This window comes from Blastococcus sp. TF02A-35, from assembly GCF_004571075.1.
Classification (GTDB): Bacteria; Actinomycetota; Actinomycetes; order Mycobacteriales; family Geodermatophilaceae; genus Blastococcus.
Genome location: NZ_SPQP01000011.1, coordinates 79868 through 94414, shown reverse-complemented (window position 1 = coordinate 94414; position 14547 = coordinate 79868). Strand labels below are relative to the sequence as shown.

16 protein-coding genes and 1 pseudogene are annotated in these 14547 nt (G+C 75.6%); 9 read left to right on the top strand and 8 right to left on the bottom strand.

Annotated features, from left to right (window positions below):
* On the top strand, positions 1-674 hold a 674-nt coding region (locus E4P43_RS07880), incomplete at its 5' end, for a SelB C-terminal domain-containing protein (RefSeq protein ID WP_209313778.1).
* Here the strand turns inward: E4P43_RS07880 and E4P43_RS07875 are convergent.
* Positions 671-901, bottom strand: a complete 231-nt coding sequence (locus tag E4P43_RS07875) for a hypothetical protein (RefSeq protein WP_135144907.1) — start codon at positions 899-901, stop codon at positions 671-673. The genes E4P43_RS07880 and E4P43_RS07875 overlap by 4 nt on opposite strands.
* A 52-nt stretch (positions 902-953) precedes the next feature.
* The gene (locus E4P43_RS07870; RefSeq protein ID WP_135144906.1) at positions 954-1724 is read right to left on the bottom strand and encodes an enoyl-CoA hydratase-related protein; all 771 of its coding nucleotides are present in this window, start codon (positions 1722-1724) and stop codon (positions 954-956) included.
* On the opposite strand from E4P43_RS07870, the gene hemW reads away from it, so the two are divergent.
* The 3 genes from hemW to E4P43_RS07860 all read left to right on the top strand — a co-directional run bounded on the left by hemW (position 1669) and on the right by E4P43_RS07860 (position 3718).
* Positions 1669-3012: a radical SAM family heme chaperone HemW gene (gene hemW / locus E4P43_RS07865; protein ID WP_245158999.1), complete on the top strand. Its 1344-nt coding sequence runs from the start codon at positions 1669-1671 to the stop codon at positions 3010-3012. The genes E4P43_RS07870 and hemW overlap by 56 nt on opposite strands.
* 73 nt (positions 3013-3085) lie before the next feature.
* Complete coding sequence (locus tag E4P43_RS19840; RefSeq protein ID WP_167759112.1) at positions 3086-3319, top strand: hypothetical protein; 234 nt, start codon at positions 3086-3088, stop codon at positions 3317-3319.
* Between the two features lie 84 nt (positions 3320-3403).
* On the top strand, positions 3404-3718 hold the full coding sequence (locus E4P43_RS07860) for a TraR/DksA C4-type zinc finger protein (RefSeq protein WP_135144905.1): 315 nt from the start codon (positions 3404-3406) through the stop codon (positions 3716-3718).
* 112 nt (positions 3719-3830) lie between these two features.
* Here E4P43_RS07860 and E4P43_RS07855 read toward each other — a convergent pair.
* Positions 3831-4121 (bottom strand): annotated as a pseudogene (locus E4P43_RS07855) (type II toxin-antitoxin system VapB family antitoxin); the annotation flags it as partial.
* A gap of 246 nt (positions 4122-4367) precedes the next feature.
* On the opposite strand from E4P43_RS07855, the gene hrcA reads away from it, so the two are divergent.
* Genes hrcA through E4P43_RS07840 form a run of 3 tightly spaced genes read left to right on the top strand, consistent with a single transcriptional unit; the run spans position 4368 to position 7294 of the window.
* A complete protein-coding gene (gene hrcA, locus E4P43_RS07850; RefSeq protein ID WP_135144903.1) occupies positions 4368-5390 on the top strand; it encodes a heat-inducible transcriptional repressor HrcA in 1023 nt (340 codons plus the stop codon).
* A gap of 16 nt (positions 5391-5406) precedes the next feature.
* Positions 5407-6537, top strand: coding sequence for a molecular chaperone DnaJ (dnaJ, locus tag E4P43_RS07845; RefSeq protein WP_135144902.1), 1131 nt, complete (start codon positions 5407-5409; stop codon positions 6535-6537).
* A gap of 4 nt (positions 6538-6541) precedes the next feature.
* Positions 6542-7294 (top strand): 16S rRNA (uracil(1498)-N(3))-methyltransferase, encoded by a 753-nt coding sequence (locus E4P43_RS07840; RefSeq protein WP_135144901.1) that lies wholly within the window; start codon positions 6542-6544, stop codon positions 7292-7294.
* Between the two features lie 71 nt (positions 7295-7365).
* On the opposite strand, the gene E4P43_RS07835 is transcribed toward E4P43_RS07840, so the two are convergent.
* The 5 genes from E4P43_RS07835 to E4P43_RS07815 form a co-directional block, all read right to left on the bottom strand.
* Complete coding sequence (locus E4P43_RS07835; RefSeq protein ID WP_135144900.1) at positions 7366-7554, bottom strand: YbdD/YjiX family protein; 189 nt, start codon at positions 7552-7554, stop codon at positions 7366-7368.
* Positions 7551-9827 carry a carbon starvation CstA family protein gene (locus E4P43_RS07830; RefSeq protein WP_245158998.1) on the bottom strand — a complete coding sequence of 759 codons (2277 nt, stop codon included), beginning with the start codon at positions 9825-9827 and terminating at the stop codon, positions 7551-7553. Before E4P43_RS07830 ends, E4P43_RS07835 begins: the two co-directional genes overlap by 4 nt.
* Before the next feature lie 52 nt (positions 9828-9879).
* Positions 9880-11487: an ABC transporter permease subunit gene (locus tag E4P43_RS07825; protein ID WP_135144899.1), complete on the bottom strand. Its 1608-nt coding sequence runs from the start codon at positions 11485-11487 to the stop codon at positions 9880-9882.
* Positions 11484-12164 (bottom strand): ATP-binding cassette domain-containing protein, encoded by a 681-nt coding sequence (locus E4P43_RS07820; protein ID WP_245158997.1) that lies wholly within the window; start codon positions 12162-12164, stop codon positions 11484-11486. The genes E4P43_RS07825 and E4P43_RS07820 overlap by 4 nt, the downstream gene beginning before the upstream one ends.
* A 62-nt stretch (positions 12165-12226) precedes the next feature.
* On the bottom strand, positions 12227-13168 hold the full coding sequence (locus E4P43_RS07815) for a putative selenate ABC transporter substrate-binding protein (protein ID WP_245158996.1): 942 nt from the start codon (positions 13166-13168) through the stop codon (positions 12227-12229).
* Positions 13169-13284: 116 nt separating this feature from the next.
* On the opposite strand from E4P43_RS07815, the gene E4P43_RS07810 reads away from it, so the two are divergent.
* Both E4P43_RS07810 and E4P43_RS07805 read left to right on the top strand, forming a co-directional pair.
* Positions 13285-13644 (top strand): histidine triad nucleotide-binding protein, encoded by a 360-nt coding sequence (locus E4P43_RS07810; RefSeq protein ID WP_245158995.1) that lies wholly within the window; start codon positions 13285-13287, stop codon positions 13642-13644.
* A gap of 32 nt (positions 13645-13676) precedes the next feature.
* On the top strand, positions 13677-14489 hold the full coding sequence (locus E4P43_RS07805) for an enoyl-CoA hydratase/isomerase family protein (RefSeq protein WP_135144897.1): 813 nt from the start codon (positions 13677-13679) through the stop codon (positions 14487-14489).
* Positions 14490-14547: the final 58 nt, after the last annotated feature.

The window sequence follows — 14547 nt, the reverse complement described above, 5'->3', positions numbered from 1 at the left end:
CGTCGGACCGGAACTCGACCGCGGCGGGCTGGAGCGGCGAGGCCGCGGTCTCCCGGTCGACCAGTGCGGCGATGGGCTGGCCGGTGCCGGCCGGCGCCACCGAGCACGGGCCGTGGCTGCTGGCGCCCGGTCTCGCCGACGAGCTGAGCGCCCGCGTGCCCGACGTCGTCGCCCGGTACCGGCGGCTGCGGCCGCTGGAGCCGGGGCCGCCGGCCGAGGTGGTCCGCCGGGCGCTCGACCTGCCCGGCGCAGACCTCGTGACGGCGCTGGTGCGCGAGCCGCTGCTGCTGCGGGAGGGGCGGGTCGTCGACGGGTCGGCCGACCTGCCGCCGGCCCTCCAGCGCGCGGTCGACGAGATCCGCGCGCGCCTGGTGCTCGACCCGTTCGCCGCCCCGGAGGCGCCCGACCTCGTGGCCGCCGGCCTCGGCGTGCGGGAGCTGGCCGCGGCGGTGCGCAGCGGGCAGCTGGTGAAGGTCGGCGAGGGCGTCTACCTGGCGCCGGAGGTCGAGGGCGTGGCACGGGCCCGTCTGGCGACCGTCCCGCAGCCCTTCACGCTGAGCCAGGCCCGGCAGGCGTGGGGCACGAGCCGCCGGGTCGCCGTCCCGCTCATGGAGTGGCTGGACGCCCGCGGTGTGACCGAGCGGCTGCCCGACAACACCCGCCGGCTGCGCTAGCGGGCCCGCCGCCGCTCCAGCCGACGCGTGACCGCGGTGCTGACGGCGGTCACGAGCGCCGTGGCGGCCGCGATGACGGCGAGCTGGAGCCAGACGCTCTCGCGCTCGAGGGTCGCGAGCAGGGCGCCGGCCGCCGTGGAGACGACGAGGAGGACCGGCAGCCAGACCGACACGGGCACCACCGTCCCGCCGACCGGGCCGATGCCGAGCGCGTCGCGGAGCCTCACGCGGCCATGAGAGCAGTCGTGGCGCCCGCAGCCTGCGCTGCCACGCCGGAGGTCAGCCCTCGGTCGGCACCCAGCGGGCGGGACGCTTCTCGCGGAACGCGGCGATGCCCTCCTGGCCCTCCTCGCCGGCGAAGAACCGGGCCGACAGGTCGAGCAGGTCGTCGAAGGACAGCGCCCCCTGCCGGGCGCGCAGCAGCCTCTTGGTCTCCGCCAGCGCCGCCGGTGCGCCCGCGGTGAGGTGCACCAGCTGCGCGCGCAGCTCGGCGTCGACGTCGGAGTCGGGGACGACGAGGTCGACCAGCCCGCCGGCCGCAGCGGCCGCGGCGTCGAAGACCTGGCCGGTGAGCATCAGCCGGTGCGCCACGTGCGGCGCCATGCGGGGCAGCACGACCGCCGAGATGACCGCCGGCACCAGGCCCAGCCGCACCTCCGAGAAGGCGAAGGTCGCCGACTCCGCGGCGACGACGACGTCGCAGGCGGCCAGCAGCCCCACCCCACCGGCGCGCGCGGGGCCGCGGACCGCCGCCACGACCGGCTTCGGGGAGGACCACACCACCTCCAGCAGCTCCGGGAACTCGCGCACCCCCTGGTCCTCGCTCGCGCCACCGGCGGCCTCGGAGAGGTCCATGCCGGAGCAGAACACGCGGCCGGTGTGGTCCAGCACGACCGCCCGGACGGCGTCGTCGGCCAGCGCCTGCTCGAGCGCCGCCCGGAGCTGCGCGCGCATCGCCCGGGAGAGCGCGTTGCGGTTGGCGGGGGAGTCGAGCGTGAGCGTCGCGACGCCCCGCGACACGGACACCTGCAGCACCTGGTCGGAGGTCACGCCGGGCATCCTGCCGGTCCGCGCGGCGAGCGCGGCACACTGGGAGCAGATGAACACCGTCCTGCCGCTGCTGAACGACGCCGGTCTCCCGCCCGGCGCGCCCGGCCCCGACCGGCTCCCCGACAGCGCCCGCGAGGGGCTGAGCAGCACACCGTTCGGGCTCTACGTGCACGTCCCGTTCTGCGCGACCCGGTGCGGCTACTGCGACTTCAACACCTACACCTCCGACGAGCTGGGCCCCGGCGCCAACCGCAGCGAGTACGCGGGCACCGCCATCGCCGAGCTGGAGCGGGCCGCGCGCACGCTCGGGCCGGACCTGCCGACCGTCTCCACCGTGTTCGTCGGCGGCGGGACGCCCACGCTCCTGCCGGCCGACGACCTGGCCGCCGTCCTCGGTGCGGTCCACGAGCTGTTCCCGGTGGCGCCCGACGTCGAGGTCACCACCGAGGCCAACCCCGAGACGGTCACCCCGGCGTCGCTGGCCCGGCTGCGGGAGGCCGGCTACACGCGGGTCAGCCTCGGGATGCAGTCCGCCGCCCCGCACGTGCTGGCCGCACTGGACCGCCGGCACACCCCGGGACGCGCGGTGGAGGCGGCGCACGAGGCGCGGGCCGCCGGCTTCGAGCACGTCAACCTCGACCTGATCTACGGCACGCCGGGGGAGAGCGACGCCGACTGGGCCGCCTCGCTGGACGCCGTGCTCGCCTCCGCCGTCGACCACGTCAGCGCCTACGCGCTGATCGTCGAGGAGGGCACGAGGCTCGCCCGCCGGATCAAGCGCGGCGAGCTGCCGATGCCCGACGACGACGTGCTCGCCGACCGCTACGAGCAGGCCGACGCCGCCCTGCGCCGGGCCGGCTTCCAGTGGTACGAGGTCTCCAACTGGGCCACCTCGGACGCCGCCCGCTGCCGGCACAACGAGCTGTACTGGGCCAACGCCAACTGGTGGGGCGTGGGACCGGGGGCGCACAGCCACGTCGGCGGGCTGCGCTGGTGGAACGTCAAGCACCCGGCCGCCTACGCCGACCGGCTCGCCCGCGGCGAGAGCCCGGCCCAGGACAGCGAGCTGCTGGACGAGGCCGACCGCGCCCTGGAGGCGGTGATGCTGGGGCTGCGGCTGCGCGACGGGCTGCCGCTCACCGCGCTGACCGACGTCGGCCGGGCGCGGGCGGCGGCCGCCGTCGCCGACGGGCTGCTGGAGCCGGGTGCCCACGCCGGGGGCCTCGCCGTCCTCACCGACCGCGGGCGGCTGCTGGCCGACGCGGTGGTCCGCGACCTCACGGACTGAGGGCCCCGCCCCTCGTCACCCGTGGGCGACGTCCCACGACGTCACCCGAAAGGGCGGGTTCGTGGCGCACGTCATGGGCTATGGTCCCCGTTCCGGCAACGGCGCCGGGGCGAGCAAGGGGGTGTCGGCGATGGACGCGTACGCGTTCCTCCGAACGGTGTCCCCGCGCGGTCTGCGCCCCGCGGCGGCACCCGCCCTCTCCGGCGGCATGCTGCTCGCCCTGGCGATGAACCGGCGAGCCCGAGGGCTGCGAGGACTGGACGTCCTCCGACGCAGCCAGGACCGGGCCCCGCCGCGCACCTCCTGACTCCACCCGGAGTCGCAACCGCCCGTTCCTGACGCGCCACCGCCCGGTGACCGCGTCCTTCCGCGTTGCCAGAAGGAGATCCGCATGTCCGCCCAGCTCGACACCATGACCGCCGCCTCGGCGGACCGGTTCCGCGCCCTGCTCCAGGACCAGCGCGCCGGGTGCGTGCAGCAGCGCGAGGAGGCCCTCGCCGAGTGCGCCACCTCGGTGCCCGACCCGGTCGCGCAGCGCCGCAGCGCCGACCTGCAGCGCATGGTCGAGGAGATCGACGCCGCGCTGGCCCGCATCGACGCCGGCACCTACGGCCGGTGCACCGGCTGCGGGGCCGCCATCCCGGAGGAGCGGCTGGAGCTGCGGCCCTTCGCCCGCACCTGCGTGGCCTGCACCGCCGCAGCCTGACCGGCCGTACGGCCCGCGCGGCGGCTCAGCCGTTGCGCGGGCCGGGCACCGGGGGCTGGGCCGGGATGCTCGCGGTGTCCGGCCCGGTGCGGGTGTCGACCGGGTTCGCCGAGTCCAGGTCCAGCACCCGCACGTGGATGACGTTGCGCTGCTGCAGCGCCGCCCGCAGCGCGCGGTGCAGCCCGTCCTCCAGGTAGAGCTCGCCCTGCCACTGCACCGCGTGCGGGAACAGGTCGCCGTAGAAGGTCGAGTCGTCGGCCAGGAGCGCGTCCAGCGCGAGCTCTCGCTTCGTCGTCGTCAGGGTGTCGATCCGCACCTGGCGCGGCGGGATCATGGCCCAGTCGCGGGGCGCCAGGCCGTGGTCGGGGTAGGGGCGACCGTCGCGCACACCTTTGAAGATCAGGGGACCGACCTCCGCTCTCAGCCCCGGTGGGGCGACCGACCGTGCCCACCCTAGCCGCCGGACCGGGGGTGGCGCCGTCCTCCCGGACGGGCCCGGACAGGGCTCGTCGCCGAGGGGGAGGAGGGCCTGCTTCGCGTATGCTGGCCTGGCACTCTGTTCGTGCGAGTGCCAGCCCGCGAGGGCCGTGGCGGGACTCGGTCCCGCGGGCGTCGCACGGCGCGTCGACCGGTACGGGGAGGTGTCACCGTGGCGCACGACGAACGTCGCCTGGAGGTGCTCCGGGCCATCGTCCAGGACTTCGTCTCCACCAACGACCCGGTGGGCAGCAAGGCCCTGGCGGAGCGGCACGACCTCGGCGTGTCCCCGGCGACCATCCGCAACGACATGGCGGTGCTGGAGGAGCAGGGCTACATCACCCAGCCGCACACCAGCGCCGGCCGGGTGCCCACCGACAAGGGCTACCGACTCTTCGTCGACCGGCTCTCCGCCGTCAAGCCGCTGTCGGCGGCCGAGCGCCGCGCGATCGAGCGCTTCCTCGACGGCGCCGTCGACCTGCACGACGTGCTCGGCCGCACCGTCCGCCTGCTGGCCCAGCTGACCCGGCAGGTCGCGGTCGTGCAGTACCCGACGCTGTCGCGCAGCGCCGTCCGCCACCTCGAGGTGGTGCAGGTCGCGGCCTCCCGGCTGCTCCTGGTGCTCATCACCGACACCGGCCGGGTCGAGCAGCGGGTGGTCGACTCGCCCGTCGAGGTCGACGCCGGCGCCGTCGCCGAGCTGCGCGCCCTGCTGAACCAGGCCTTCGCCGGTGTCAAGCTGGCCGAGGCCGGCGACAAGGTGCCCGGCCTGCTGGACACGGCGCCGCAGCACCTGCGCGGCCTGGTCACCACGGTCAGCACCACGCTGATGGAGACGCTGGTCGAGCCCAGCGAGGACCGGCTGGTCATCGGCGGGACGGCGAACCTCGCGCACGGCAGCGCCCTGGACTTCCGAGGCAGCGTGCGCCCGCTCCTCGAGGCGCTCGAGGAGCAGGTCGTCGTCCTGCGCCTGATGAGCGAGGTCGACGCGGGCACCGTGCTGGTGCGGATCGGCGAGGAGAACGCGCACGAGGCGCTGACCGGCGCCTCGCTGGTCACCGTGGGCTACGGCTCGGCGGACCGGCCGCTCGGCGGCCTCGGCGTCGTCGGCCCGACCCGCATGGACTACCCAGGGAACATGGCCGCGGTCCGCGCCGTGGCCCGCTACGTCGGCCATCTGCTGGCCGAGAGCTGAGGACGAGACAACACCCATGGCAACCGACTACTTCGGCGTGCTGGGCCTGGCCCAGGGGGCGTCGGACAGCGAGATCAAGAAGGCCTACCGCCGGCTGGCGCGAGACCTGCACCCCGACGTCAACCCGGACCCGGAGGCCAAGGAGCGCTTCCAGGAGGTCACCCGCGCCTACGAGGCGCTGACCGACCCGGAGAAGCGCCGCATCGTCGACCTCGGCGGCGACCCGTTCGACTCCGGCGGTGGCGCGGGCGGCTTCGGCGGGGCGGCCGGCTTCGGCGGCCTCGGCGACATCATGGACGCCTTCTTCGGGGGTGCCGCGGCCCGCGGCCCGCGCAGCCGCACCCGCGCGGGGCGCGACGCGCTGATCCCGGTGGAGCTCGAGCTCGACGAGACCGTCTTCGGCACCACCAAGGACATCACCGTCGACACCGCCGTCCTCTGCGACACCTGCAGCGGGGCGGGCACCGCGCCGGGGACCCACCCGGTCACCTGCGCCACCTGCTCCGGGCGCGGCGAGGTGCAGAGCGTGCAGCGCGGCTTCCTGGGCCAGGTCGTCTCCAGCCGGCCGTGCCCGACCTGCGCGGCGACCGGCCAGGTCATCCCCGAGCCCTGCCCCAAGTGCGCCGGCGACGGCCGCGTGCGGGCCCGGCGCACCATCTCGGTGAAGGTCCCGGCCGGGGTCGAGGACGGCATGCGCATCCGGCTGACCGGGCACGGCGAGGTCGGCCCCGGTGGCGGGCCGGCCGGCGACCTCTACGTCGAGGTGCACGAGCTCCCGCACCCGGTCTTCACCCGCGACGGCGAGGACCTGCACTGCCGCGTCACGCTGCCGATGACGGCGGCGGCGCTGGGCACCACGCTGAACCTCAAGACCCTCGACGGCGAGGAGGACCTGGACATCCGTCCGGGCACCCAGTCCGGCAGCGTCCTGACCCTGCGCGCGCACGGCGCCCCGCGGCTGCGGGCCACCGGGCGCGGCAACCTCGTCGTGCACGTGGAGGTGACCACGCCGACCAAGCTGGACGCCGAGCAGGAGAAGCTGCTCCGCGAGCTGGCGGCGCTGCGCGGGGAGGACCAGCCCGAGTCGCACCGCGAGGCGCAGGGCGGCCTGTTCTCCCGGGTCCGCGACGCCTTCAACGGGCGCTGAGCCGATGAGCACCGAGGTGCCCGAGCTCGACGGCGCTCCGCTCTTCCTCGTCGAGGACCTGCCGGACGTCGCCGAGCTGCTGGTCGACGGGCAGGAGGGGCGGCACGCCGTCGACGTCCTCCGGCTGCAGCCCGGTGAGCGGGTGCACGTCGGCGACGGCGAGGGCACCGTCGCCGAGGCCGAGGTGCTCGCCGCCGGCTCCGAGGGGCTCCGCGTGGCGGTGCAGCACCGGTTCGAGGTCCCCGCGCCCGACCCGGAGTTCGTGCTCGTGCAGGCGCTGCCCAAGGGCGACCGGGGACCGCTGGCCGTCGACCTGGCCACCGAGCTGGGCGTCGACCGCATCGTCCCGTGGCAGGCGGCCCGCTGCGTGACCCGCTGGCGCGACGACCGGGTGGAGAAGGGCGTGGCCAAGTGGCGGGCGGCCGCGCGGGCGGCGACCAAGCAGGCCCGCCGCCCCCGCCTGCCCGAGGTGACCGACCCGATGAGCACCCGCGAGGTGGCCGGGATGCTGGGCGACGCCGACCTCGCCGTCGTCCTGCACGAGCAGGCCCGCCGTCCGCTGGCCGAGCTCACCGTGCCCTCGACCGGCGTGGTCGTCATCGTCGTCGGCCCCGAGGGCGGACTCACCGACGGCGAGGTGGTGGCCTTCCGCGCCGCCGGCGCCGAGCCGGTCCGGCTGGGCCCGGAGGTGCTGCGCACCTCCACCGCCGGCGCCGCCGCGCTGGCCGCGCTCTCGATCAGCGCCCGCTGGAAGTAGCAGCCGCCCGCTTGCGCCAGAGGGTCGCTGTCCGGCTCGGGACAGCGACCCTCTGACGCATCAGGGCGTGCTCAGCAGCAGCGGCTCATGGGGCTGGCCTCCGCCGCGTCGGCGCGCCGGCGCTCGAACTCCCGCCGGCTCACGGGCGTGTGCCCGTGCTCCGCGCAGTGCGCGAGGTAGTCGTCCCACCGGGCCTCCCCGGTGAACTCCTTGAGGTACCAGCGCACGCCCTGCCAGGCGCGGGCGAGGGCCGCGGTCACTTCTCCTCCGCCTCGCTGCGGCCGGCCCCCGCACCGACCAGCCGGTCGCGGTCGGCCATGGCCCGCTTCTCCTCGGGGGTGGCGAACAGCCCGGCGGGCTCGACCAGCTTCGACTCCACTGCCGGCTCCTCGGTGGTGGGCAGCCCGTTGGCCTTGACCGCGCGGGCGATCACCACCGCCGCGTGGGCGACCACGACGAGCACCAGCAGCGCGAAGAACGACTGCAGGATGCCGTTGAGCGTGGAGTTGAAGATGACCTGGTCCATCTGCCCCTGGTCCTGCGCCGGGGCCAGGACCTCACCGGCGGCCTGCGCGTCGGCGTACCGCTGCCGCTGCGCGAAGTAGCCGATCGCCGGGTTGTCGGAGAAGACCTTCTGGTAGCTGGCGGTCATGGTGACGACGAGGTCCCACACCAGCGGGACACCGGTGACCCAGGCGTAGCGCAGCTTCCCGTGCTTGATGAGCAGCACCGTGCAGAGCGCGAGCGCGATGGCGGCCAGCAGCTGGTTGGCGATGCCGAACAGCGGGAAGAGCTGGTTGACGCCGCCCAGCGGGTCGGTGACGCCGATGTAGAGCACCGAGCCCCAGAGCCCGACGACGACCGCGCTGGCGATGATGTTGCCCGGCCGCCACGACAGGTCGCCGAACTTCTTCCAGACGTTGCCGACCGTGTCCTGCAGCATGAACCGGCCCACGCGGGTGCCGGCGTCGACGGCGGTGAGGATGAACAGCGCCTCGAACATGATCGCGAAGTGGTACCAGAACGCCTGGCCGCCGCCGCCGAACGCCTGGCTGAAGATCTGCGCGAGGCCCACGGCCAGCGCCGGGGCGCCGCCGGTCCGGGAGACCAGCGTCTCCTCCTGCACCGCGGCCGAGGCGGCGGCGATGGACTGGGCGGTGGTGTCGAAGCCCAGACCCTGGACGAACGCTGCGGCGGACTCCGCCGTGCCGCCGGTGGCGCCGGCCGGGCTGTTCATCGCGAAGTAGAGGCCCTGGTCGATGACGACGGCGGCGATCAGCGCGCTGATGGCCACGAAGGACTCCATGAGCATGCCGCCGTAGCCGATGAGCCGGACCTGGCCCTCCTTGGCCACCATCTTCGGCGTGGTGCCGGAGGAGATGAGGGCGTGGAAGCCGGAGAGGGCGCCGCAGGCGATCGTGATGAACACGAACGGGAACAGGCTGCCGGCGAACACCGGGCCGGTGCCCTCGCGCGCGAAGTCGCTGACGGCGTCGGCCTGGATGACCGGGCGGGCGACGACCAGGCTGACCGCCAGCAGGACGATGACGCCGATCTTCATGAAGGTCGACAGGTAGTCGCGCGGCGTGAGCAGCAGCCAGACCGGCAGCACCGAGGCGACGAAGCCGTAGACGACCAGCGCCAGGACCAGCCACTCCTTGGACAGCGTCAGCGTGTCGCCCAGGGCCGTGTCCTGGATCCAGCCACCGCCGACGATCGCCAGGAGGAGCAGGGCGACGCCGATGCCGGTGGCCTCGAGCACCCGGCCGGGCCTCAGCACCCGCAGGTAGATGCCCATGAAGATCGCGATCGGGATGGTCAGCGCGATGGAGAAGACGCCCCACGGGGACTCGGCGAGCGCGTTGACCACGATCAGCGCGAGCACGGCCAGGATGATGATCATGATCGCGAAGACGGCGATCAGCGCGGCGATGCCGCCGACGAGGCCGATCTCCTCGCGGATCATCTGGCCGAGGCTCTTCCCGTTGCGGCGCATCGAGAAGAACATGACGACCAGGTCCTGCACGGCCCCGGCGAAGATGACGCCGACGACGATCCAGATCGTGCCGGGCAGGTAGCCCATCTGGGCCGCGAGGACCGGGCCGACCAGCGGGCCGGCACCGGCGATGGCGGCGAAGTGGTGGCCGAAGAGCACCCGGCGGTCGGTGACGTCGAAGTCGACACCGTTCTGCAGCCGCTCGGCCGGGGTGGCGCGCCTGGCGTCGGCCCGCAGCACCTTGTAGGTGATGAACCGCGAGTAGAAGCGGTAGGCGATCGCGTAGGACGACAGCGCGGCGAACAACAGCCACAGCGCGGAGATCGTCTCGCCCCGCGCGATGGCGAGCACGCCCCAGCAGACGGCGCCGACCAGCGCCACCGCCGTCCAGATCGCCACCGTCCTGATCGACGGCCGGCTCCGGCCCGAGCCGGCGGGGTAGGAGCCCCCGCCGCCGTCCGTGGTGGTCAACGTCCCGGCCATGTGCGCGCCCTCCAGACCTGCGGCGACCTCTGCGTCGCCGCGCGGCAGCAGCATAGGGACCCGGGGCGCCGCGGACCCGGCGAAACGGCCGGGTTCGTGCCGGAGTTCAGCGCAGCGCGGCGCGGGCCCGCTCCCCGGCCAGGTCCACGCACAGGCTGAGCACCACGGTCGCCGCCAGCACGGTGGTCACCGCCGGCCAGTCGAACGACGACGTCGCCGCCGACAGCAGCACCCCGATGCCGCCGGCGCCCAGCAGCCCGACGAGCACCGTGTCGCGGATCGCGACCTCCCAGCGGTAGAACGCCAGCGCCAGGACCGGCCCGGCCAGGCCCGGTACCGTGCCGTACAGCCACGCGCCCACGGGAGAGGCGCCCGCGGCCCGCAGCGCCTCCCGGGGACGCCGGTCGGCCTCCTCGACCGCCTCGCCCACGAGCCGGCCGAGCACGCCCAGCGTGTAGACGCCCAGGGCGAGCGCACCGGGCAGCACCCCGGGCAGCAGCACGAAGAGCAGGACCAGCGCCCACACCGGTGGCGGCACGGCCCGCAGGAGGAGCAGCGCCGTCCGCACGAGCGCGCCGGCAGCGCGGCGGGGGAGGGACGCGGACCGGGGCCGGGCGGCGAGCCCGGCCAGCGCGACGGCGCCCGCGGTGGCGAACGCGACCGCGAGCACCGACATCAGCAGGGTGTCCACGGCGGCGCCCAGGACGTCGGCGAGGAAGGCGCCCCCGGTGGCCGGTGGCCAGGCGGCGGACAGCACGTAGGCCAGCTGCTCGCGGGCGCGCGAGGAGACGAGCGCGGCGGGGGAGAGGGCGAGGAACCACGCCGCCCAGGCGGTGAGGGCCACGACGGCGAGCACGGCGCCGGTCAGCAGCGGGTCGCGCCTCGTCCTCGGGCGGGGGTCGGCGACGCGACGGCGCACGGCGCGGCCGGCGAGGTCGGCGGCCAGGCACAGGGCGGCGAGCGCGTAGACCGTCGTCCACACCTGCTCCCAGCGCAGCGACGTGAACGACAGCGACAGCTGGAAGCCCAGGCCCCCGGCGCCGACCAGGCCCAGCACGACGGCGGAGCGCACCGCGCACTCCAGCCGGTAGAAGGCGTAGGAGAGCAGCCCGCCGGAGGCCAGGGGGAGGAGCCCGTAGAGCACGGCGGTGACCCGGCCGGCGCCGGCGGCGAGCAGCGCGTCGTGGCCACCGCGCGGCACCTCGTCGAGGATCCCGGCGAAGACGGTGGCGGTGACGGCGCCGTAGGGGATCGCGATCGCGAGCACGCCGACCCATGGGTCCAGCCCGAGGACGTTGAGCAGCAGGAGGCCCCACACCGCCTCGTGCAGCCCGCGCGGCAGGGCGAGCAGCCCGCGGGCGACCAGCCAGCCGGCCCGGCGCCGGCCCCACGCGGTGCGGGCGACGGCGACGGCTCCCAGGGCGCCCAGGAGCACGGCCAGGCCCGCGCCGAGCACGGCGTAGGCGACGGTCACCAGGGTGGACTGCGCGACGACCGCCAGGAACTCCGGCGCCAGCTCCGGCCGGAGGGCCGCGGAGGCGAACCGGCCGAGCTGGGCGGCGCCGCCCGGGTTGACCACCGCCCCGGAGAGCAGCCCGCTGTCGACCAGCGCCCACCCGACGAGGGCCACGGCCCCCAGCGCCCAGCCCCACCGGCGCCGGTCCCGGGCAGGCCGCGGGGCCACCGGTGCCGGCCGGTCGAGCACGGTCGTCACCGGTGCACCCCGTAGAAGCCCTCCAGCGCGGCCACGGTCAGCGAGGCGGCCGGGGCGTCGAGGACGACCCGGCCGCTCTCCAGGCCGACGACCCGGTCGCAGTGCCGCAGGGCCAGCGCCGGGTCGTGCAGGGCGGCGACGAGCGCGCCGCCCTGCCTCACGGCCAGGTCGCCGAGCAGCTCGAGCACGGTGTCGGCCAGCGCGGGGTCCAGCGCCGACGCCGGCTCGTCGGCGAGGACGAGCTCGGGCCGCTGCACCAGCAGCCGGGCGACGGCGACCCGCTGGCGCTGCCCGCCGGAGAGCCGGTCGGTGCGCTCGTGCAGCCGGTCGGCCAGCCCCACCCGCGCCAGGGCAGCGCTTACCTCCGCCGTCCCCTGCGGGCGCACGAGCGACCACGCCGCCCGGGCGGCCGACCACGAGCCGAGCCGGCCGGCGTTGACGTTGTGCACCACCCGCAGCGCCCCGGGCAGGTCCAGGTGCTGGCGCACCGTGCCGGTGCGGGCCCGGAGCCGGCGCAGCTCCCGGCCGCGGAGCGCCGCGGGGTCGGTGCCGTGGACGGTGACGCCGCCGGCCGTCGGCGTCACCGTGCCGTCCAGGACACCGAGCAGGGTCGACTTGCCCGCGCCGGAGGCGCCGACCACGGCGACCCGCGACCCCGCGGACACCTCGAGGTCCACCCTGGCGAGGGCGGTGCTGCCGCCGTAGCGGACCTCGACGCTGGTGAGCCGCGCGACCGCGGTCAGCGGACCAGCCCGAGGTCGCGGCCGATCTGCTCGATCTCGGCGTAGTTCGCCGCCTCCGTCGGGATGAAGGACCCGGCGCCGAAGAGCTCCAGCACCTCGCCGTCGTCCTCGGCGCTCAGCCCGGTGAAGTACCCGGTCAGCCGCTCCGGCAGGTCCTCGCCCAGCCGCTCGACGGCTCGGGGGCCGAGCAGCCAGTGGTAGTCGTGGTAGGCCGGGGTGCGGGCGTACTCGACGACGTCGGAGGCGGTCGGCCCGCCCTCGGCCAGCCGGCTCTCCCACACCTGCTCGTTCAGCACGCCGGCCTGGTAGCTGCCGGAGGCGACCAGCGCGATGGTCGCGTCGTGCGAGCCGGAGAACCCGGGGCCGCCCGGGAAGCCCTGCGGGTCGACGCCGGCCTCGCGCAGGAACCAGGCGGGCATGAGCCGTCCGGAGGTCGAGGTCTCGCTGCCGTAGGTGAAGCGCAGGCCGGCGAGCGGGCGCAGGTCGTCGGAGGGGGCGAGCCCGGTGGCGGCGTTGACGACGAAGACGGAGTGGAAGTCCGCGTCGATGTCGCGCTGGGCGACCGGCACGGCGCCGCGGGTCTGCAGGCGGGCCTGGACGCCGGTCAGCCCCCCGAACCAGACGAGGTCGAGGTCGCCGGTGCGGAACAGCGAGACGGCGGCGGCGTAGTCGGTGACCGGCCGGTACTCGACCTCGAGGTCCAGGGCGGTGGCGAGGGAGCCCGCGAGTGTGCCGTGGAGCCGCTGGAGGACCTCGGGGTCCTGGTCGGGGATGGCACCGATGCGCAGGGGCGCGGCCGGGTCCTGCGCGGAGGAGCTGCCGCAGCCGGCGAGGGCAGCGGCCAGGGCGGCGCCGGTGCCGGCCAGCAGGGTGCGGCGGGAGAGGAGCGGGAGTCTCTGGGCGGGGCCACCCGACCGGGCAGCGGCAGCAGCGCTCACTACGTCCTCGCGGGGGGCAGGGGTTCGGGCATGGTTCGGCCTCCGGGGGAGAGCGGGGAAGGGGCGCCCCATCCTGCACCTGCGGCGGCGGGGGCCGCCGCCCTAAGGTGCCGGACGTGACCGACTGCCTGTTCTGCCGCATGGTCGCCGGCGAGATCCCCGCCGACGTCGTCCACCGCACCGACCGGGTCCTCGCCTTCCGGGACATCAACCCGCAGGCGCCGACGCACGTGCTGGTGATCCCGCAGGCCCACCACGCCACCGTCGGTGCGCTGGCCGAGGCCGACCCCGCGCTGCTGGGCGAGGTCGTGGCCGCGGCGCACGCCGTCGCGCGCCAGGAGGGCCTGGTCAGCGGCGACGGAGCGGAGCCGGGCTACCGGCTGGTGGCCAACACCGGCCCGGACGCGGGGCAGACCGTGCACCACGTGCACCTGCACGTGCTCGGCGGCCGCGGGCTCGGCTGGCCGCCCGGGTGACCGGCGCGCACCGCGCCTGAGAGGGTGGGCGCATGAGCGAGCCGCTGCGCATCGAACGGGACGGCGACGTCGCCGTCGTCGTCCTGGACAACCCGCCGCTGAACCTGTTCGACGCCACGGTGTTCGACGCGATGGAGCGGGTGGCGCAGGAGCTGGTCGCGCTGACCGACCCGGCCGACCCTGGCCGTGCCCGGGCGGTGCTGGTCGAGGCCCGCGGCAAGGTGGTCTCCGGCGGCGTCGACGTCACGTACTTCCGCGACGTCGCCGAGGGCCCGGACCCGGCCCGCGTCGGCGGCGAGCTGTGGGCGCGGCTGCTGCGGGTGGCCAACACCTTCGAGGACCTGCCGGTGCCGACGGTCTTCGCCGCGCACGGGCTCTGCCTGACCGCGGCCTTCGAGCTGGCGCTGTCCTGCGACATCCTGCTCGCCGCGGAGCGGGCCTCCTTCGGGCTGGTCGAGATCGTCGTCGGCCTCACGCCGTCGATGGGCGGGCCGCAGCGGCTGGCCGAGCGGGCCGGGCCGGCGCGGGCCAAGGAGCTGATCTACACCGGCGAGCGCTACCCGGCCGCCGTCCTCGAGCGGTGGAACGTGATGAACCGGGTGCTGCCCGACGAGGGGTTCGCCGAGGCCGCCCGCGCCTACGCCCACCGGGTCGCGGCCGGCCCTACCGTGGCGCACGCGGCCACCAAGCGGCTGGCGAGCGTCGCCGTGCGCGACGGTGCCCGGGCCGCGGACGCGCTGGTGCCGGGGATCTCCGGCCCGCTGTTCGCCACCGACGACCTCCGCGGCGCCGTCGCCTCCTTCCTCACCGAGGGCCCGGGCAAGGCCACCTACACCGGCCGCTGACCCCATCGGGCGACGGGCGCTTCACCGGCCCGTACGCGGGTAGAGTCGAGCGGTCCGC